The 18,731-nt window shown below is 40.6% G+C and carries 20 protein-coding genes (1 of these 20 only partly in view); 17 read left to right on the top strand and 3 right to left on the bottom strand.

Annotation, left to right across the window (positions count from 1 at the left end; genetic code table 11):
- A protein-coding gene (locus L655_RS1000000127955; RefSeq protein ID WP_241764475.1) for a tape measure protein crosses the window boundary here: on the top strand, positions 1–18 show its 3' end. It extends 1,431 nt beyond the left edge of the window; 18 of the gene's 1,449 nt are visible here — the last part of the coding sequence; its start codon lies beyond the left edge, outside the window; its stop codon occupies positions 16–18.
- A 54-nt stretch (positions 19–72) separates the two neighbouring features.
- Here L655_RS1000000127955 and L655_RS1000000127950 read toward each other — a convergent pair whose 3' ends face one another.
- The gene (locus L655_RS1000000127950; protein ID WP_241764474.1) at positions 73–345 is read right to left on the bottom strand and encodes a hypothetical protein; all 273 of its coding nucleotides are present in this window, start codon (positions 343–345) and stop codon (positions 73–75) included.
- A 1,782-nt stretch (positions 346–2,127) separates the two neighbouring features.
- On the opposite strand from L655_RS1000000127950, the gene L655_RS0110070 reads away from it, so the two are divergent.
- The 14 genes from L655_RS0110070 (at position 2,128) to L655_RS0110005 (ending at position 16,117) form a co-directional block, all read left to right on the top strand.
- Positions 2,128–2,490: a hypothetical protein gene (locus tag L655_RS0110070; protein ID WP_024604960.1), complete on the top strand. Its 363-nt coding sequence runs from the start codon at positions 2,128–2,130 to the stop codon at positions 2,488–2,490.
- Positions 2,491–2,500: 10 nt separating this feature from the next.
- Positions 2,501–4,633: a hypothetical protein gene (locus L655_RS0110065; RefSeq protein ID WP_024604959.1), complete on the top strand. Its 2,133-nt coding sequence runs from the start codon at positions 2,501–2,503 to the stop codon at positions 4,631–4,633.
- A gap of 3 nt (positions 4,634–4,636) precedes the next feature.
- The gene (locus L655_RS0110060; protein WP_024604958.1) at positions 4,637–5,599 is read left to right on the top strand and encodes a hypothetical protein; all 963 of its coding nucleotides are present in this window, start codon (positions 4,637–4,639) and stop codon (positions 5,597–5,599) included.
- Positions 5,592–6,233 (top strand): hypothetical protein, encoded by a 642-nt coding sequence (locus L655_RS0110055; protein WP_024604957.1) that lies wholly within the window; start codon positions 5,592–5,594, stop codon positions 6,231–6,233. Before L655_RS0110060 ends, L655_RS0110055 begins: the two co-directional genes overlap by 8 nt.
- The gene (locus tag L655_RS0110050; RefSeq protein WP_024604956.1) at positions 6,230–7,957 is read left to right on the top strand and encodes a hypothetical protein; all 1,728 of its coding nucleotides are present in this window, start codon (positions 6,230–6,232) and stop codon (positions 7,955–7,957) included. The genes L655_RS0110055 and L655_RS0110050 overlap by 4 nt, the downstream gene beginning before the upstream one ends.
- Positions 7,950–8,174, top strand: coding sequence for a hypothetical protein (locus L655_RS0110045; RefSeq protein ID WP_024604955.1), 225 nt, complete (start codon positions 7,950–7,952; stop codon positions 8,172–8,174). The genes L655_RS0110050 and L655_RS0110045 overlap by 8 nt, the downstream gene beginning before the upstream one ends.
- A gap of 72 nt (positions 8,175–8,246) precedes the next feature.
- On the top strand, positions 8,247–8,423 hold the full coding sequence (locus tag L655_RS1000000127420; RefSeq protein ID WP_158000958.1) for a hypothetical protein: 177 nt from the start codon (positions 8,247–8,249) through the stop codon (positions 8,421–8,423).
- A complete protein-coding gene (locus L655_RS0110035; RefSeq protein WP_024604954.1) occupies positions 8,423–8,995 on the top strand; it encodes a hypothetical protein in 573 nt (190 codons plus the stop codon). Before L655_RS1000000127420 ends, L655_RS0110035 begins: the two co-directional genes overlap by 1 nt.
- 2 nt (positions 8,996–8,997) lie before the next feature.
- Positions 8,998–9,321, top strand: coding sequence for a hypothetical protein (locus tag L655_RS0110030; RefSeq protein ID WP_241764473.1), 324 nt, complete (start codon positions 8,998–9,000; stop codon positions 9,319–9,321).
- A 679-nt stretch (positions 9,322–10,000) separates the two neighbouring features.
- Positions 10,001–11,380, top strand: a complete 1,380-nt coding sequence (locus tag L655_RS0110025; RefSeq protein WP_024604952.1) for an MATE family efflux transporter — start codon at positions 10,001–10,003, stop codon at positions 11,378–11,380.
- Positions 11,377–13,371: an excinuclease ABC subunit UvrB gene (gene uvrB / locus L655_RS0110020; RefSeq protein WP_024604951.1), complete on the top strand. Its 1,995-nt coding sequence runs from the start codon at positions 11,377–11,379 to the stop codon at positions 13,369–13,371. Before L655_RS0110025 ends, uvrB begins: the two co-directional genes overlap by 4 nt.
- Positions 13,372–13,373: 2 nt before the next feature.
- A complete protein-coding gene (locus L655_RS0110015) occupies positions 13,374–14,312 on the top strand; it encodes a class I SAM-dependent methyltransferase (RefSeq protein ID WP_024604950.1) in 939 nt (312 codons plus the stop codon).
- Positions 14,313–14,993 (top strand): tRNA (adenine(22)-N(1))-methyltransferase TrmK, encoded by a 681-nt coding sequence (locus L655_RS0110010; RefSeq protein WP_024604949.1) that lies wholly within the window; start codon positions 14,313–14,315, stop codon positions 14,991–14,993.
- 101 nt (positions 14,994–15,094) lie between these two features.
- Positions 15,095–16,117, top strand: coding sequence for a hypothetical protein (locus tag L655_RS0110005; protein ID WP_024604948.1), 1,023 nt, complete (start codon positions 15,095–15,097; stop codon positions 16,115–16,117).
- A 4-nt stretch (positions 16,118–16,121) separates the two neighbouring features.
- Here L655_RS0110005 and L655_RS0110000 read toward each other — a convergent pair whose 3' ends face one another.
- A complete protein-coding gene (locus L655_RS0110000) occupies positions 16,122–16,364 on the bottom strand; it encodes a hypothetical protein (protein WP_010553668.1) in 243 nt (80 codons plus the stop codon).
- 207 nt (positions 16,365–16,571) lie between these two features.
- On the opposite strand from L655_RS0110000, the gene L655_RS0109995 reads away from it, so the two are divergent.
- Complete coding sequence (locus L655_RS0109995) at positions 16,572–17,021, top strand: isoprenylcysteine carboxylmethyltransferase family protein (RefSeq protein WP_024604947.1); 450 nt, start codon at positions 16,572–16,574, stop codon at positions 17,019–17,021.
- A 94-nt stretch (positions 17,022–17,115) separates the two neighbouring features.
- On the opposite strand, the gene queC is transcribed toward L655_RS0109995, so the two are convergent.
- Positions 17,116–17,772, bottom strand: coding sequence for a 7-cyano-7-deazaguanine synthase QueC (queC, locus tag L655_RS0109990; RefSeq protein WP_024604946.1), 657 nt, complete (start codon positions 17,770–17,772; stop codon positions 17,116–17,118).
- A 145-nt stretch (positions 17,773–17,917) separates the two neighbouring features.
- On the opposite strand from queC, the gene queE reads away from it, so the two are divergent.
- Positions 17,918–18,583, top strand: coding sequence for a 7-carboxy-7-deazaguanine synthase QueE (gene queE, locus L655_RS0109985; protein WP_024591014.1), 666 nt, complete (start codon positions 17,918–17,920; stop codon positions 18,581–18,583).
- The last annotated feature ends 148 nt before the right edge of the window (positions 18,584–18,731 follow it).

The raw sequence follows: 18,731 nt of genomic DNA, 5'->3' as shown, positions 1-18,731 counted from the left end.
TGCACTAAAAGTAGGTAATTATTTTACAAGTGTAATAAGTGGTGCCACTGCGGCCATTGCCTCACTTAGAACCTATACAGCGGCCATTGGTGCCACCACTGTAGCCACTAACGCCGCAGGTATAGCCGCTGCAAAATGGAGCACTGCCCTTAAAACAGTTGCTAAAGCGGGGTTATATACTTGGTTAATTAGCGAATTAATTGAGGTTGGCTTTTTATATAAAGATTTACTAATAGCCGAAGAGGCGCTACGCAAATCACAGCAGCAATCGGCGCAACAAGCCCAGTTACTCACCGAAGAATTAAAATCGTTATCCAGTTCAACTGGCTTAGTTATTACCAACATGGCCGAGCTGGACGCGTTGATAGAGGCAGGCACATTAGTATGGGATGACGTAACCAACCGTTATGTCAATATTGAATACCAGCAACAAAAATTAGCCGAATCCACAGCTAAAACCTTAGCAGCTGAAAAAGAACGCCAGGCATTTTTAAGCCTAACATTACCCGAAGCTGTAAAAACCATAGAGTCGTTACAGCAACAAGNCGGCTTTTTACAAAGTATAGAGTCGGCTCGTACTGCTATTATTGCCGCCGGTGAACAATACCAGGGCCAATTAGTTGTATTAGACGCACTAAAAGTTAAGTTTACTGAGCATGGCGAATTATTAGAGCGTCAAAAAATATTTGCAGGTGATGTGGGTAAAGCTTACGAGGCGCTGGGCTTAACCTCAGTTAAAGCGCTGGACGATACCGCAAACAAGCTACGTGCTGCTTATGAGTTAATGCAAGAGTCTGAGCAGCCCTTAGCTATACAGCAACAAGCGTATTTAAAGTGGGCCGAAGCCGCAATAAAAGCCGCAGATGCTACCGACCAAACTGTACCCTCAAGTATTCAAGCCGCTGCTGCTGCGCTTGGGCTTACCGAAGAGTTAGACAAGCTTATTGAAAAAGCGAATGCACTTAAGCCAGTAACAGACACTAACAGCGACGCAGTAAATCGCTTTGCTCGTGAACTTGAGCAAACCCGCTCAGCAATTATTACTAATCAGCAAGTAATGGCAAGCAGCACTGCTACCGCTGAGCAAAAAGCCCAAGCCCAAGCAGCACTTACTATTCAGCAACAACGCTTAGCTGATCAAACAAACGATTTAACCCGAGTGCAGCAGTTAGAACTTGCAAGCCTAGGCGAATTACAGCGCCAACAAAGTAATGTAACCGCAGAGCTTGAGCGGTTAAATAGTCGTTATCAATCGGGCGCGTTAACGGCTCAAGAATACAATTACCAAAAAGAGCGTTTAAGCGATGTACTAGCCGTTGTAAATAACTTATTAGGTGACTTTAAAAACGCACAAGATGCCGCAACAACATCAACCAAAGCAGGCACTCAAGCAACTAAAGAGCAAGCCAGGGCAAGTGACTCTGCAACTAAAAGCCTACGTGAGCAAATAGGACAATTAGATAATGTATCTCGCTCATACCAAAATGCATCACAAAGCGCTCAAAGTTACTACAGCCAACGAAGTCAAACGTCAGGCGCAAGCGTTAGCCAAGTAGTCGACTACCAAGAAAAGAATGGTCGAAATGCATATGACTTAGATACACCCGAGATTAGAGCCGAACGCAACAAAAGACAAAGAGCCGGTTATGAAACTGGGCATTTGGAAAAGTACCAAAGAAGTGTTGCATCCGCCAAAACGAATGCCGATCTTGATAAAATTTATAAAGAGCTTAACCAGCAACTTAGTCGATTAGGCACTGAAAATAAAAAAATAATTAACGATGCAATTAAAGCACGACGTGAAGCGTTAAAGCCCAGCAATAAAGTAAGTCAAACACCGGCTTACACGCCTAGCTATGCACCCACACAAACTTATACACCAAAAGCACCCACATATTCGCAGAATAATACAAGCTCTAATGCGGCATCTAATAGCGCTTTAAACAGCTTAGCCTCAGTAGCAAAGGAGCTAACAGCCGCTTTAAAGGCCCTACCAGCTACGAATACTGGAAACAGTAACGCAGTTAAAACAGTGCGTTTAGAGCTTGTTCTGCCAAATAAACAGCTCATTTATGGTGAATTTGAAGAACGCTTTTTACAAACATTAGAGCAACTGAGTAATACACAATGATAGTAATTAACGCCCAGCAATTAGATAACTTTGTTTGGTTAGACGAACTCGATTACAGCGCCGTTGCTGAGCAGTCAGAACGTGCCCTAAATGGTGCGCAGCATATAGAAAAAACGATTATACCCGCTGGGCGCTCAATCAATTTATACAGTGACTTTGAGGCGGCCAGCGTGTTTAACCCGTTATTTGAACACGCCAGCACAACGCTAACTCAGTTTGAAATAACAATACGCGGCACTGCATTTACTGTGGTGTGGGACCACAGCCAAAAGCCGGTAGAGGGTACACCGCATACGCATTTTTCAGACTCCGCACCTACCTATTTTCAAAACGTAAACCTACGTTTAAAAACTGTTTAAAGGCCCGATAATGCAAAGAACCGATTTAAAAATATTTAAGCCACAGCGCATAGGTAACGAGCTACACGCAGGCGGACACCGAACAAGTAACGCCATTGTTAGCGGTAAACTTAACGATGTATTTAGCTCAATCAGTGACATTGACCATGCCCGTTCATCATTTGATTTGGTGAAGTTATACCCGGCGCTAAGCACTGACGATGCAAGTCGCTTGCAGGACGCGCACATATTCCTAAGCGACCAGCCAGATGATGCGCTTGTAAATGTATTGATTGTTGAAGCTGCTAACTTAAAAGACACTGACACAGTTGCAGAAATGCTACCTTATTTGTCATTAGCCAGCACTAAGTATCATGGAACAAGCTTATTAACCGAAAGTGTTGAAGCAGAGAGCCAAACGCTAAGAGTTGAAGAAATAAGCCGCTCATTAACGCCAAGTGTAAAAACAGTCACACAATCGCTAAATTTAAGCCCCGATAGTGAGGCAGGTTTTAAAAGTGCTCGTGTACTTAGTTACGGTGATATAACTGAAATAAACATTGAAGTACCCGACTTACTACTAGACTCACCAGTATTTAATGCCAGTTACCAAAGCTATAAATATACAAAAGAGCTTTACTTTCCGCCTTCGGGCCAGCCTTATGAGCGCTTTATTTATAAGGTTGTTACTCTTAATTTAAAGCAATCTGAACTTTCACTCAATGGCAATACGGTATCCGTAACACTTGATAGAAATTCAGCTGTAACTAAAGACCAATATTTTACACTCAATTACTTTAGTAAAGATGACTTTAGATTCCATTCATTTTCAGCAAACCAAAACGTAACACTTGCAGCAGGTGAGACTGTTTTACCCGGTTATTCACGACTTAGAAAAACAGATGAAACGAAAGTTTTTACCGATGATAAACAAGGCCGCTTTATTTCTAATGGCTATGTTTTTGCAACGATTGACTATGAAACCGGGGTTATTACAGATATAGACGGCGTTGATTACAACGGCCCCGTTGACGATAACCTTGGGGTTACAATCATTAAAGGCGATCGGAAAACGCGCAACAAACAATGGCAATTGCCTAACAGTTCATTCGCGAGAGACTCGCTTTATATCACCTACCAAACAACAGACGGCACTACGTTTAGCGCATCTAGCGATTTAAGCGGTGCAATAACTGGCACTAGTGCTACAGGCGAGGTGAGCGCTACAGGTTATGTTGATATAACCTTTACTGTTGATGTAAAACCAGAATCAATACGCTACGACTATAACGAGGTGGCACAAGTTACAGTTCCTTCACCTGAGGGTGGCTTTGATACATCAACACTGCCTGGTGGTGGCGTTGTAAGTATATTTCATGAGTTTGGGCAAATTAGTGTTCAAAACAGAGAGCGTACACAACAGCAAAGCTTAACAAGCGGGCAAGTAGTAAATGTGATGGCTGATGCTAACTTTGTAGATATAGCTGATTCACAAGGTGTAAGCTTATGGTCAGCAACAGATGCAAACTACAGCTACGACAAAGCCACAGGTGAGATAACAATAAATGCAGGTGTAAGCGCGTTTAGCCCGCCATTTATAATTACAGCTATCCAATCTGAACTCGTTACTATAAGCGGTATTAGCGGCAACTTATTAAGCCTGCTAACCCCACTTAAGCGAGCTTACCCAGCCGGTGCAACAGTAAGCAGCGTACAGGTACTAGGTGACTTTCAGGCGCAAAGCAAAGACGAGCGCACACTAGCCGCTTGGCAAAACAACTTTGCTGATCTTGGGGCCGCTGCATCAAGCGCTATTAACACGACTCAATACCCAATAGAGCTTACAAACATAGGCGCAATAGCCCAGCGCTGGGCCATTGTGTTTACATCGTCCACGGCTTACAACGTGATAGGCGAGTCAGTAGGCAATATTTATAGTGGCGATACGTTAAACGACTGTACGCCTATCAACAGTTTTGCAGGCGCACCGTATTTTATATTACGCAAAGAAGCGTTTGGCGCAGGGTTAAATCCCGGTGAGGCGTTTCTATTTGAAACACTAGCAGCAAGCAAGCCAACCATGCTTACTCGCTCAGTATCACCGGGCCATTCAGAAATAACCCGTGATAATTCAACACTCAGCTTTCGTGGAAATAAGGATTAAATAATGGCTCAAACACCAACAGTTTATAGATGGGATGACCCCGGCGCACCGCAAGCAGGCGAATGCACGTATAGCGAACTTATTAATATTATAGATAAGTGCTTAGTAACGGGGTACGGTAATAAATCACCTCTGGGCTGGATAAAAGAATTAAATGATCCGCTAGCTTGTTCATATAAAAACTTAGGTTCAGGCAATTCAGTCGTATTCAGCAGTTCTTCAGGGGTGAATGATGGTAAAGGGGTGAGTTTACAATCGGTGCGTAACGTTATTGACGCTGACAACTTAGAAAATAAAGGCTTTAAACAAAGCTATAGACTGTTTAAAGGAAGAAATACAAACTGGATACTTATTGGTACACAGAAGGCTTTTTACTTTTTTTCTTTTAATATTGGAATTTATGGCGCGAGTTCTAGAAGCCATGAAACAGGTTTTTTTGTGGGTGATTTATCAAATGCTTTAAATGATGATCAAGGTAAGTTTATAGCAATAAGCAGCTTTATTGATCAAGATGAAAGTAAGATATCTGATACTGAGGAGTCTGGTTATGGTAGTTCGCTGATGTATATCAATAATATAGAAGATAACAGGCTTGTTGGTACTAAAGTTTTTGATGCGGACGGCTCTACTGAATCCTCATTGTATATTCCAAACTCAATTAGAAATTTATTGCTTTTCGCAGCATCAGAAACCACAAGCATACCAAGTAACTTACTTACTGATATTTTTCTTTATAATTCGCTTTATAGTAGTGGCCTCGATAGAGATGGAAATCCTATTGCTTCAAGTATGACGCGGCCTGCTGTAAGAGGCTCATTTCCCGGTTTTAAATATGCAATGATTGGCCACCAAAGTGAAATAATTTGGCCGTCTTTTATTAACTATGGTGATAAGTACCTAATATTAAAGCCACTTTTAGGTAGCCCTAGCCGCTTACTGTTAAATGTAGAGGTATGGGATGACTAATTTATTTACAGGCGACCATACACCATATGGATATTATTCTTTTAATGGTACTGGGAATAATTATATTCAGTCATCAGGCACAAGAACCTCACTGCCAATCGAAGTAGAGTCAGGTAAGCTGTACTCTATAAAGCCATTAGGAGGTATATCTACGCGATTTTATTTAATTGAAATATTAAATAATGGGGGCAGGATAGAGCATCCAGATACTGAAAGTTCTGCATGGAGTGAAAAAAAATATGTTGCTAATGAAAATGTTAAGTTTGTTCAAATATACTATAAAAGAACGTCAGATACGGCTACGGGTTTATCTTTTTTTGATATAACAATAGATGAGTTGATTAGCATTAACTCATTTATGTCTAGCAAGGTTTTTACGGGCTTAGTTAGCACTCCAGCCTCTAAAGTGACTATAGATTTAGATCCTAATGCAGATAGATTGATTATTCTTGATAGAGAAAGTGCAAATCGACTTTATTATTGCAAAATAACCCAATCAAACATTACTGTAAAACTGCCAATAAAATACGGTATAGCCCCCTTACTAACATGCATAATACTTGACGATAACTTAGCTTATACGGGCGCTATTTTAGATGGAGTAATTGCAGAAATAACAGACTTATCTCAATGATTGAAATTAGGTTTAAACAGCGCTATTCAAATGAAACAACAACATCACCAATAAAGCTCAGGTTTAACATTGATTATGTTGAACCTGAGTCAAAAGAAGTGGCTATTGATTGCCAAATAAACTGGCATAGCCCTACGGCAAAAGAACAGCAACAAGCGCTAAAATGGTCATCAATTAGCATTGGTGCATCAATTGTTTTTGGTTACAACAGCGGTTTAGGTTATGAGGTTAGCTTCAATAATGCTTGGTCTGAAAAAGCCACGGAACAGACAGAATTAAATGTTATTTGGCAAGCAGGGCTCAACGTTTCAAACATATTTGAATTAACGTTTAAACCTAATACACCAATTGAAGAAAATCAAAATTCAATGCCGTGGTTAAATAACTTAGACATTGAGCACAACACGCTTTTAATACCGTGGAAAACTGGCCCTATTAATGAAAATTCGTGGCAGTTTGATTGGCGAGTAAACCCTGATTTAAGCCAACAAGACTTTGTTGTCTACTACGGCCAAACAGATAAAGAATACATTTGTTATTGGCGAAACCATCCATTTAAAGGCTATGTAAAGCTCGATTTTAACGCCCCATACCAAGCCCGAACAGGCTCTATAAAAATGCGTTTCAATGCACCCGATAAAGTTTGCTATTGGGGCTTACCAGGCGGCTTGGTTCGCGGTGATGATGACATACCAACAATAGACAGAAAAATACCTATTGAGCCCCAGATTAGGAAAACATATATCATGCAGCCAACCATTAATTGCGTGCGTGTTTCAGACGACGTAAAAATACTAATTAGTAGCGTAAATTACTCAGTATCTCGCAGCCAGTTTAGTGCATCGGGTAGCCTTAAGTTTTGTTCTCGTATCGACTTTGAGCGCGCCCTGGGCCAAGAGCTAAAAATCTCAATAAATGGCTACGATTTTTATGTGATTTGTGAGCAGCCTAACACAGCCAATCGCTTTGCAAATTCAAGTTATAGTGCAAGCTGTCGCGGTCGTTTTGCTCTCTTATCGGCCCCATATGCTCGCGCTACAAACTACGCCAATCCAACGGCTAAAACGTTAGCGGGGATCATGTCAGATATTTTAGTAAATACAGGCTGGTCACTCGATAATAAAATGATAGATTACCCAATCCCAACAGGGGCATTTACTTATACTGATTTAACCCCCGCTGCCGCACTTTTAAGTGTGGCTAAGTCGGTAGGGGCAATGTTGGACATAGACAACGCTAACAAAACGGTCTCTGTTATACCTGCTTGGCCTGTTATGCCTTGGGATACTGAAAACGCTATTTGTGATGTAATACTCAACGACTCAATAATACTTGAGCACAATACAAGTCAAACAATTAACCAAGCACATAACGCGGTATTTGTTCGCGGTGAGCAGCAAGGCGTGGCGTGTAAAATCAAACGTGTAGGAACGTTAGGCGATCAATTTTCAAGTGACGTAGTTGACTCATTGATAACAGATAACCAAGCAGCAAGGCAGCGCGGCTCATATGAACTTGCCAACAGTGGCAATAAACAGCAAAGCACTATACGCACAAAGTTACTAAACGACTTACCACCAATTAGACCAGGCATGTTGGTAGGCGTTACATATGGCAGCTCTACTTACAAAGCAACGTGCGATAACATGGATATAAGCGCAAGTATTAGCGACTCAGGGGCCATCACAGTAAGCCAAACTATAAAGGTGATCAGCAATGTCTAACACACTCAACCGCCTAGGCTCAGTCCTGGACAAAACGCAACGTACTATAGTGACAGTAGTTTCAGTAAACTCTAACGGCACCACGTTAGTACAATACAGCGACAGCAGTCAAAGCATTGTGTTAGGTGCTAACGTTGAATCAGGCGCAGCATACGTTGAAAATGGCCGTATTGTTGGGGCAGCACCAACGTTGCCGTATACAGAAATAGAAGTTTAAGGTTATTTGTTGCAAACAAAGGAACGCTATTGTATTTTCCGTTTTCGTATTTATTTATAAAGGAGTTTAAATATGAATGTTACAAAACCTATCACTACCAACCCACCAGAGCCGCTAGACAAAGTTAAACCAACGCAGAGTAAGCCACAAGAAACCAAGCAGGATTTTGCAGCAATACTTAACTCTGAAATGACTTTGAATAATGGCGGCGGCGGGCACCCTCTAAACCCTAAAATAAAGCCTAAATAGTGGAATTGCCAACTTTAAGCGTGCTACTTGGCTACTCTCTAAACAAGCTTGAGTTAGTTGCTTTTATAGTGGCGTTCTTACTGGCAATCTATTTCAAGCATAAAAGGGTTTCTATTGCTATATCTGCTGGCGTTATGTCAGTAGGTTTAGCGATAGGTGATTTGTTCCATGGCAACTTACTTAACTTGCTAGACATTACAGAGCAGGTTTATTACTGGTATTTGGTGTGGGCTTTGTTTTCGTTGTTACAGGCTTTTGTAGTTCTAGGTGTTCATTGGTTCATCGGTGTTATGTTTAGTGATCAGGTTAAACTGGTGTTTATAACGATGGCGTTAAACGCTTTTTTAAACACCTTAATGTTTATTGATCGCAACTTAATAGCACTCAATTTTGATGGTAGCCCAAACTTTTATACAGAAGATAATTGGCTACTATGGGATATATACAGCATCGGGATAAACGCAAACCTGCTATTTTTGGCTTTTATGTTGTTTACCCGTGGTGAGTTTAAAGGCAAATATGTATGGATATTCTTATTGTATTGTTGTTGCTTTGCGGTGTTATCGCTTTAGTTGTGTTTTCATATCGTTTTTATATGCTTGAATCCATGGTTAAAATACCAGAGCGGCACCTGCAAAAGATTACTGACGAGTCACTTATTGAGCTTTGCAACCTACTTAAACAAGAGGGAGTGCCAAAGGATATAGTGGAGTTAGTGCGTAATCGTAAGCTAGCAAGCCGCACAAATGATTTAAGAGGGTTTACGAATAACCCTACAGGTGAGTTTATAGATCTTATTAGAGGTGCAGAGGAGTTGATTGATAGGCAGCATGAAACAGGAGAAGACCTATCACAGTCAATATCTGCCTTACTCAAATTGGCAAAGATCAATGCCTAATATATGAAGCAGCGAAAGCTGCTTTTTTATTGGCTTGAATATTATCACCCCAACCCGCGCGGCATAAATGATAATTTATTGTTTATCACTTAACCCCGTGGCGTTTATCATTTTTCGTCGGCGGCTACACGTTTTCAGTGTGAGTTTATAAAAATGCCACAATTAGCAAATCAACAATTGATTGGACCTCAGCGAAAATTGCGAGTCTCTCAAGGCCTTTATAAATGCGGCTTTGAATGAGTTATCCACGGTTTCTGTGGATAACTCTGTTTATGAAACTTTAAGAACATCATCGGCACCAATGTTTTAGGGTGCTACAACGATTTCAAGCTTTTAAATCACTATTTTTTATTCATTGTAAAACAGTAGGTTATGTTTTGGTGGCTAATAGATGTAACTCCATGAATGAATTTTTTCGTAACGATAAACCAAGTAGTTGCTTTGTGTAAAAAAGCATCAGATAACACAGGGTGTTTGTAATAAAAGTTATAAAAATGTGTTTTAATTGTTTTTTGGCGTGTTTAGGCTCTATTTTAACAAAAAGATGTAAAAATCAAGTTTTACTATTTTTTAGAATATTTACTTCCGTAATTACATCAATTGTAGTGATAAATCCGTGGCTTGAACTGCCTTGATGCTTTAAAATGATTCGTTCAGTAAAAAGAGGCCTATTTATTTCATGCGCGCAATTTCAAAATCTCAGACTCGCCCAGATTTACTAAACGATCCTATCTTGCCTACATTAAAGACGATGACCATACCGATGATATTCGGCATGATCACACTAATGATGTTCAATATTGTAGACACCTTTTTTATAAGCTTACTTGGCACCGAACCACTAGCTGCCGTGAGCTTTACATTTCCGGTTACTTTTACCGTTATCAGCTTAGCAATAGGGCTGGGGATCGGTACATCAGCAGTAATAGCGAAAGCGCTCGGCAGTAATAAAATTGATGAAGCACGTTTTGATGCCAGTATTTCTTTAATGGTTGGTGTGGTTCTGGTTATTGTGTTGTCATCTGTTGGATATTTACTAATTGACCCCATATTTACTTTGCTAGGAGCGGGCGCGCAAGTATTGCCGTTAATACACGAATACATGAATGTATGGTTTATCGGTAGCGTATTTTTAATAACCCCAATGATTGGTAATTCGGTACTGCGTGCCAGCGGTGATACCAAAACGCCAAGTATAGTAATGGGCGGAGCCGGGCTGATAAACGCCGTACTTGACCCAATACTTATATTTGGCTTTGGGCCGGTACCCGCGTTAGGAATTCAAGGCGCTGCCATAGCAAGTGTTGTTGCATGGTCGGTCGCTGTGGTTATTATTTTATATATATTAGCGGTTAAAAAACGTTTGTTGAGTCTCAAAGCGGGCAAGCAAACTGTAACTGGCGCTATTCGTAAAATATTAAAAATTGGTTTACCTGCTGCAGGTGCAAACATGCTTACACCCGTTGCAATGGCTGTAATGACCGCCTTAGTAGCGCATCATGGGCCAGAAGCCGTGGCCGCATTTGGAGTAGGAAGCCGGATAGAATCTATTGCAAGTATTTTAGTGCTTGCGCTATCGATGACATTACCGCCATTTGTGAGTCAAAACTTTGGGGCTGGCAAATTATGCCGTGTTAAAGAAGCGTATACCGGCACACTAAAATTTGTGATGGTATGGCAATTTGCCATTTACGTATTACTAATTGCATTTTCAGGTGTTATAAGCCAATTATTTGGTAAAGAACAAGCCGTAATAGATGTAATTAAGCTCTTTATTTATACCATCCCACTAAGCTATGGCTTACAAGGGGTGATCATATTATCAAACTCATCGTTTAATGCTTTACACAAACCAATGAACGCATTGGTACTAAGCGTTATTCGTTTATTCATATTTTATGTACCATTTGCTTATATCGGCAACGAAATAGCCGAATTATTAGGGTTATTTATAGGCGCTGCCATAGGTAATTTATTTACAGCAATAGTGGCATATAAATGGTTTATGAAAAAACTAGAAGCGCTGAGCGGCGAATCGTTACAGGAGTGCAATAATTGAGCGACCATTTTCAGTTAAAATCACATTTCAAACCAGCAGGCGATCAGCCTACCGCCATTAAACAGCTATGCGAAGGGTTAGAAGCAGGGCTTGCACACCAAACGTTATTAGGTGCCACCGGTACAGGTAAAACCTTTACCATGGCCAATATTATTAGCGATTTAAACCGTCCAACAATAATAATGGCGCACAATAAAACATTGGCTGCGCAGCTATACGGCGAGATGAAAGAGTTTTTTCCTAAAAACGCGGTTGAATACTTTGTATCGTATTACGATTACTACCAGCCAGAAGCCTATGTTGTATCTAGCGACACATTTATTGAAAAAGATGCTTCGATAAATGAGCACATAGAGCAAATGCGTTTAAGTGCGACCAAAGCATTGCTTGAGCGTCGCGACACCATTATTGTGGCATCGGTATCGGCTATTTATGGTTTGGGTGACCCTAAATCGTACATGAAAATGATGCTGCTTTTAAAAGTGGGCGAAAAAGTCGATCAACGCGATATGCTACGCCGCCTTGCTGAAATACAATATACCCGCAATGATATAGATTTTAGCCGAGGTACATACCGCGTACGTGGCGAAGTAGTTGATATATTCCCAGCTGAGTCAGACACTTTTGCTGTACGTGTAGAAATGTTTGATGATGAAATAGAACGCTTAAGTATTTTTGACCCGCTTACCGGTGCAATTGAAAAGCACATAGTGCGCGCTACTATTTATCCTAAAACGCACTATGTTACCCCGCGTGAAAAAATACTTGGCGCTATCGAAAAAATAAAAGAAGAACTAAAAGAGCGACGCGCCCAGTTACTCAGTGCAAACAAGTTAGTAGAAGAGCAACGTGTAGCACAGCGAACGCAATACGATATAGAAATGATGACCGAGCTAGGTTATTGCTCGGGTATAGAAAACTACAGCCGTTATTTATCGGGTCGTACGCCAGGCGATCCGCCGCCAACATTGCTTGATTACCTACCTGATGACGCATTAATGATTATTGATGAATCGCATGTAACCGTATCGCAAATTGGCGCAATGTATAAAGGCGACAGAAGCCGTAAAGAAAACCTTGTTGAGTATGGTTTTAGAATGCCCTCAGCAATGGATAATAGGCCACTGCGCTTTGAAGAATTTGAAGCCATAGCACCACAAACTATTTATGTATCGGCAACGCCTGGCGACTTTGAGTTAGAGCGTTGCGCGGGCGAAATTGCAGAGCAAGTAATTCGCCCAACAGGGTTGCTCGACCCACTTATAGAAGTACGTCCTGTGGGCGATCAGGTTGATGATTTACTCTCAGAAATATACAAAAGTGTGGAGAAGGGCGAACGCGTACTGGTAACTACACTTACTAAACGTATGTCTGAGGATTTAACTGACTACCTAAGCGAGCATAATGTTAAAGTACGTTACTTACATTCAGACATTGATACCGTTGAGCGCGTAGAAATAATTCGTGACTTACGAGCTGGCGTGTTTGATGTGTTAGTGGGTATTAACTTACTGCGAGAAGGCCTTGATATGCCAGAAGTGGCACTTGTTGCCATACTTGATGCTGACAAAGAGGGCTTTTTACGCTCAGCTCGCTCGCTGATACAAACCATTGGCCGTGCTGCGCGTCACTTAGATGGCCGCGCTATTTTATATGGTGACAGAATTACAAAATCAATGGCAAAAGCAATGGACGAAACAGCACGCAGGCGCGAAATTCAGCATGCATATAACGTTGAGCACGGCATAGAGCCTCATGCTCTGGCTAAAAAAATACTTGATGTAATGGATGTAGGCGAAGAAGCATCCCCTAAAGACAACCTTAAACTTATTCGTAAAGAGTCTAAAAAGGTACTTAGTGCGAAAGAAATTGCCGTGCAAATTAAGCAGCTTGAAACCAAAATGCATGCATACGCAAGCGACCTAGAATTTGAAAAAGCGGGCTCTGTTCGCGATGAAATACATGAACTACAACAACAGTTGATTAATTAAAAATGACAGCAAACTTTACACCTCTTATTACTGCGCTTGAAAACGCGCCAATTTTAAAAAATGAACTGTGTCGTGTTTTTCATGGCCGAGGCCACAGCGTCGAAGCATTAAGCCATATTAATTTAGACTTTTACCCACCCAGTTTGTTTTTGGTTTCGTACGATGAAATTGACGAGCAAACACTAAGCGAGCTCACCAATGTTGTGTGGCAGTGGGCAAAAAAAAATCAGCCTGAACTTATTACGTCACTTGTGTACCAGCAACGTGCTGGCGTACAAAGCCAAAACACCGTGGTTTATGGGCAATTACCTAACCCACATGTTGTAACCGAAAATGGCATTCGCTTTTTGGTTGATTTACAAAGCCGCCAAAATACCGGAATATTTCCCGATATGCGCAGCGGCCGTGAATTTGTAATGGCTAACAGCAAGCATGGCAAAGTGCTTAATTTGTTTTCATATACGTGTGGGTTTTCGCTTGCCGCCATGCAAGGCGGGGCAGATCATGTGATGAACATGGATATGAGCAAAGGCGTGCTTAAAGTCGGCAAGCAAAACCATCAGCTAAATGGTTTTGAGCGCGGCGTAAGTTTTTTACCTCACGATATTTTAAAATCGTTTGGAAAACTAAAAAAAGCAGCCCCGTTTGATTTAATAGTAGTTGATCCGCCAAGCTTTCAAAAAGGCAGCTTTATATTAACTAAAGACTATCAAAAAGTGCTGCGCAGGTTACCAGAGCTACTTTGCGATACTACACAATTACTATTGTGTGCTAATAGCCCAGAGCTTAGCGAAGATGCGTTTAAAGCATTAATAAACGAGAACACCCAAGGCGCAATTGAATTTGTTGAGCGCCTAGCCCCCACCGAGCGTTTTATTGAAGTAGACAGCGACAAAAGTTTAAAAGCGCTTGTCTATAAAACGTCACAAACACCTGCTTAAATGAAGCTCAGTAAACGCCTAACTGCCATTGATAAATTAATTTCGCAGCATCACGATATTATTTGGGATTGTTGCTGCGACCATGGTTATTTAGGCATGGCGCTATTAAAACGCGCAGCTGCAAACCACGTTATTTTTGTAGATATAGTCGCCACTTTAATGAACGACCTAGAAGCGCAATTATCATCTATTAATAAATTACAAAAAACCTGTAATAAAAACCCGCAGTGGCAGGTCTTGTGTCAGGATGTAGGCAAAATAGAAATTGCTCAAAGTAAAAGCCAAGTAGTTGTAATAGCAGGTGTTGGCGGTGAGCTGTTGTTAAGTTTAGTACAACAAATCATTGCTAATAACGCAGTTGAGCATTTAAATAATGTTCGGTTTATTTTATGCCCAGTGCATCACACTTATAAGTTGCGAGTGGGTTTAAAACAACTCGGTTTAGGGCTTATAAGTGAACAAATAGTTTACGACAACAAACGTTTTTATGAAGTGATTGAAGTGAGCTTTAGTACCAATAATGAAATTAGCCATACAGGCAACAAAATGTGGGACTTTGCTAGTACTGAGCACGCTATGTACCAACGACAACTCATAAATCATTATAATAAAATGCTCAATAAAGATAAGCCATACTATCAAAAAGTTATAACAGACTATCAAGAACTCACCGATAGTTAAAAAAGCCCAAAAGTAGGGCGTACATGTGATCTAATTACGACATTGACGACGTAATGTGTTCATAGTTTATATCGCACAACGCGAGTTTATTTGGTTTATTTATGTCAGATAACAAGAGTCACATTAATCATTTGCTTAGCAATGAGCAAAAATGGCAACACAGTTACGAGCAACCTATTTCTTATGCACCCCTGGTGCAATTGGCTAATAGTAATTGGGTGGTGCCACAGCATTTTTTACGTTACAAGCACACGCTTCAAAGCGTAAACGAAGTACTTGAGAGTATTGAGTTTTCGGCTCACTTTAGAGTGCTCGCTGCACAAAAAGGTGAAGAGATTTATCTGCAAGTAGCAGTGCTGAGCCCTGATAACTACCAAAAAAGCGCATCTACTAATGAAGCCAAAGCTAAAAAACTATTATTTGGCAGACGCTGGATAGTAGAGGAAAACTTACCTACCTCAGAGCTTATTCAAACCGCATTTTTAGCGTTAAAAGTAGCGCGTGAACATGAAGTAAGAGAGCTTTTTCAGTTAATGCAAAGCGGCGCAACAAGCACGCCATTTAACAATCACCACGACTTACCTGTAATGGCGCAAAACCCTGAACTTGTTAAGAGCGAAGCGGTTACAAGTAACGTTGGTGATGTGCTTAAACGCATTGTATTTGCAGGAAAAAGTATTGAGCTTAAAAGCCAGCAGCAAGTAGCCGAGCAACATTTATATACTGTTGAGCTGTTGTGTGAGGATTGTCAGCTTAGCGAGTTTAACAAAAAAACAATTGCGTTTTTAACAGCAGACTCATCCGCTAATAGTTTTTTACATGGCTTAATTGCGGCATTGGTGGCCACAAGTAATGACTACGTAAACGAGCAGTTTAAATACAAAGGTTTTGCCCGCTTTAGTAAGCACGTTGTGGTTGAACAAATAGGTAACCTAAGTATCGCTATGCGTTCGCCAAGTACCGTAGGGCTTTGCTCTATGGGTAAGCAACATGCTAATCAGTTAAACTTTGAGATAGACAGTGGGCGAGCACCACAGGGCTGCGGGCAAGCTATTGGTGGGTTTTTAGCTGCTCACGGCATTGAGCAGCCAGAAAATGCGCATTTATATCCAAATTACTTATAACAACTTAAAGTTTATTAATTTCATCTTTAACGTTAAAGCTTGAATCAGTAACAATAGCCTCAAGTGTTTGTACACGCTCTTTTAATGCAAGCACTTGTGCGTTTGTTTCAGCTAGTTGTTTATGGGCATCGCTGTTGTTGTTTTGCATTTTATGCTTAAACTCAAGGTGCTTTTTATACATATCGTAAACTACTCCTGAGCCAACCGAAATTAGCACAATAAGTACAATCATCGTAGTTCCAGACATAACCTCATTCCTTATCATTTTATTATTCGTTTATGGCTAAAGTATAACCTTTAAGCGCTTTTGTTAAAGCTGACAATTGTAACTTAATTTGTATACTTTATTTAATTCAGCTTTGAGCGTGTTCATCATTTATACACTTTAGATATTGTTTAATAGCTACATAGCCACCACATAATAAACATAATTTAGTCAATACAGTGAGTTGCCATGTTAAATAATAAAATTCCACCGGTTATCGTTGTGCTGTTTTTTGCAGGCATAATGGCGCTTATTGCGCATTACAGTGTTATTGATTTCACCGCCTTTATTACCTACTTAGCAGCAAGTTTGGTCATTATTGGGTGTGTTTTTTGTATTGCAGGGGTGGCGAGCTTTAAAATAGCAAACACCACAGTAAACCCAAATAAACCTGAGCAAGCATCAAAACTTATTACGAGCGGCATTTATAAAATTTCGCGTAACCCAATGTATGTGGGTTTTGCATTTATTTTAGTAGGGTGGGGTGTTTGGTTAAGTTCCTTGTGGGCGCTTTTATGTATTATCGGGTTTATTGCCTATTTAACATTTTTTCAAATAATACCCGAGGAGCGTGCGCTCACTAAATTATTTGGCGAAGAGTTTACCGCCTATAAAGCGCGTGTAAAACGCTGGCTGTAATCAATACCATTGACTTAAAACCTGACAAACAAAAAAGGCTATCGATGATAGCCTTTTTTTGTTTGCAGCAATTGTATTACTAATTAATTGCTGCTTATTCGTATTCTAACGGGTCTGTAATGTTATTTAGTGCAAATGCTTCAAGGCGTTCTTGGCACGCGCCACATTTACCACAGGCCTTTTCACGGCCGTTATAACAGGTCCACGTATGGCTGTAATCTAAACCCATTTCAATACCGTCGGTTAAAATACCAATTTTAGTATTATTTAAATACGGGCTAAAAATTTCTACCGCGTCGTAGTTCGCAATACGACACACATCATCCATTTTTTGCACAAATTCAGGACGGCAGTCAGGGTAAATAGCATGATCCCCAGAATGAGCGCCGTAATAAACTTGGCTAGCTTTAAGTGATACCGCGTAGCCAACAGCAAGCGAGAGCAAAATCATATTACGATTAGGTACAATCGTACTTTTCATGCTTTCTTCTTCGTAATGGCCTTCAGGCACATCAATATCATCAGTAAGTGATGAGCCACCAATAAGTTGGTTAATCGCCGAAATATCAACAATTTTATGTGGAACGTTTAATTTTTCACACACACTTGCCGCTACTTTAAGCTCTTTTACATGACGCTGACCATAGTCAAATGAGAGGGCATATACATCATGGCCTTGTTGCAGGGCTTTATTTAATACGGTAAATGAGTCCATACCGCCGGAATAAATAACAACTACTTTTTGCGTCATATCTGTTTTGCTCTTAGTTTTAATAGAGGTTTATATCAGGGCGCGATATACTACACGGCCGCAGCTTAAATAACAATTTTTGCACAGCGCTTTTTGGTTTTTTAATAGTAGCAATTTGGCTGCTAGGTAGTAAGTGAGATCTCTTTTGTACAAAATTAATGAAGTGTTTGAAACCATTCAAGGTGAAGCTAGCTTTACTGGCACACCCTCAATATTTTTACGTCTGCAAGGCTGCCCAGTAGGTTGCTCTTGGTGCGACACTAAGCAAACGTGGGATGTTGATAATGTATATAAAGTATCGCTGGATGAAACCGTAGAAAAAAAAGCCGACTCAGATCATTGGGCTAACGCCAGTGCGGAGCAAATTTTAGCGCTGTTTCAATCACGTGGTTACACCGCAAAGCATGTTGTAATTACTGGCGGCGAGCCATGCATGTTTGATTTAAATCCAGTATGTAACTTATTACATGAACACGGTTTTAGCACACAAATAGAAACCAGCGGCACGTTTGAAATACTCGCCCCAGAGCAAACATGGGTAACGGTATCGCCAAAAATCAATATGCGCGGTGGTTATGAAGTACTTACCAGCGCTATGAAGCGTGCCAACGAAATTAAACATCCCGTTGCCATGCAAAAGCATGTAGAAGAGTTAGAAGAATTATTTGCTAAAACAGGCGTTAATCCTAAGCTTGTTTATTTGCAGCCAATTAGCCAAAAAGTATCAGCAACAAAATTAGCAATCGACACCTGTATTGCCAAAAACTGGCGCCTATCAATACAAGTACATAAGTATTTAGGAATTAGTTAAAGCCAGCTTAAAGTTATATTACGTATGTTGGGTAGAGCGAAGCTAAACCCAACAAACCTCTACTTCCGCACCATTTTCTAATAACGTTTTATAATATTTAAATACGTGGATTGGATAAGCGAAGCACCACCCGACAACCCTAAAGCTC

Source organism: Pseudoalteromonas sp. TAE79, from assembly GCF_000498015.1.
Taxonomy (GTDB): domain Bacteria; phylum Pseudomonadota; class Gammaproteobacteria; order Enterobacterales; family Alteromonadaceae; genus Pseudoalteromonas.
Note: the sequence above shows the minus strand (reverse complement) of the source record. Positions and strands in the feature narration are given on the sequence as shown.

Excerpts from the sequence above, each read along its gene's own strand:
- L655_RS0109995 (WP_024604947.1), top strand. The coding sequence starts at position 16,572 with ATGTTAAATAATAAAATTCCACCGGTTATCGTTGTGCTGTTTTTTGCA.
- L655_RS1000000127420 (WP_158000958.1), top strand. The coding sequence starts at position 8,247 with ATGAATGTTACAAAACCTATCACTACCAACCCACCAGAGCCGCTAGAC.
- L655_RS0110070 (WP_024604960.1), top strand. The coding sequence starts at position 2,128 with ATGATAGTAATTAACGCCCAGCAATTAGATAACTTTGTTTGGTTAGAC.
- L655_RS1000000127950 (WP_241764474.1), bottom strand. The coding sequence starts at position 345 with ATGTTGGTAATAACTAAGCCAGTTGAACTGGATAACGATTTTAATTCT.
- L655_RS0110045 (WP_024604955.1), top strand. The coding sequence starts at position 7,950 with ATGTCTAACACACTCAACCGCCTAGGCTCAGTCCTGGACAAAACGCAA.
- L655_RS0110015 (WP_024604950.1), top strand. The coding sequence starts at position 13,374 with ATGACAGCAAACTTTACACCTCTTATTACTGCGCTTGAAAACGCGCCA.
- L655_RS0110005 (WP_024604948.1), top strand. The coding sequence starts at position 15,095 with ATGTCAGATAACAAGAGTCACATTAATCATTTGCTTAGCAATGAGCAA.
- L655_RS0110065 (WP_024604959.1), top strand. The coding sequence starts at position 2,501 with ATGCAAAGAACCGATTTAAAAATATTTAAGCCACAGCGCATAGGTAAC.
- L655_RS0110060 (WP_024604958.1), top strand. The coding sequence starts at position 4,637 with ATGGCTCAAACACCAACAGTTTATAGATGGGATGACCCCGGCGCACCG.
- L655_RS0110025 (WP_024604952.1), top strand. The coding sequence starts at position 10,001 with ATGCGCGCAATTTCAAAATCTCAGACTCGCCCAGATTTACTAAACGAT.
- L655_RS0110010 (WP_024604949.1), top strand. The coding sequence starts at position 14,313 with ATGAAGCTCAGTAAACGCCTAACTGCCATTGATAAATTAATTTCGCAG.
- L655_RS0110050 (WP_024604956.1), top strand. The coding sequence starts at position 6,230 with ATGATTGAAATTAGGTTTAAACAGCGCTATTCAAATGAAACAACAACA.
- queC (WP_024604946.1), bottom strand. The coding sequence starts at position 17,772 with ATGACGCAAAAAGTAGTTGTTATTTATTCCGGCGGTATGGACTCATTT.
- L655_RS0110055 (WP_024604957.1), top strand. The coding sequence starts at position 5,592 with ATGACTAATTTATTTACAGGCGACCATACACCATATGGATATTATTCT.
- L655_RS0110000 (WP_010553668.1), bottom strand. The coding sequence starts at position 16,364 with ATGTCTGGAACTACGATGATTGTACTTATTGTGCTAATTTCGGTTGGC.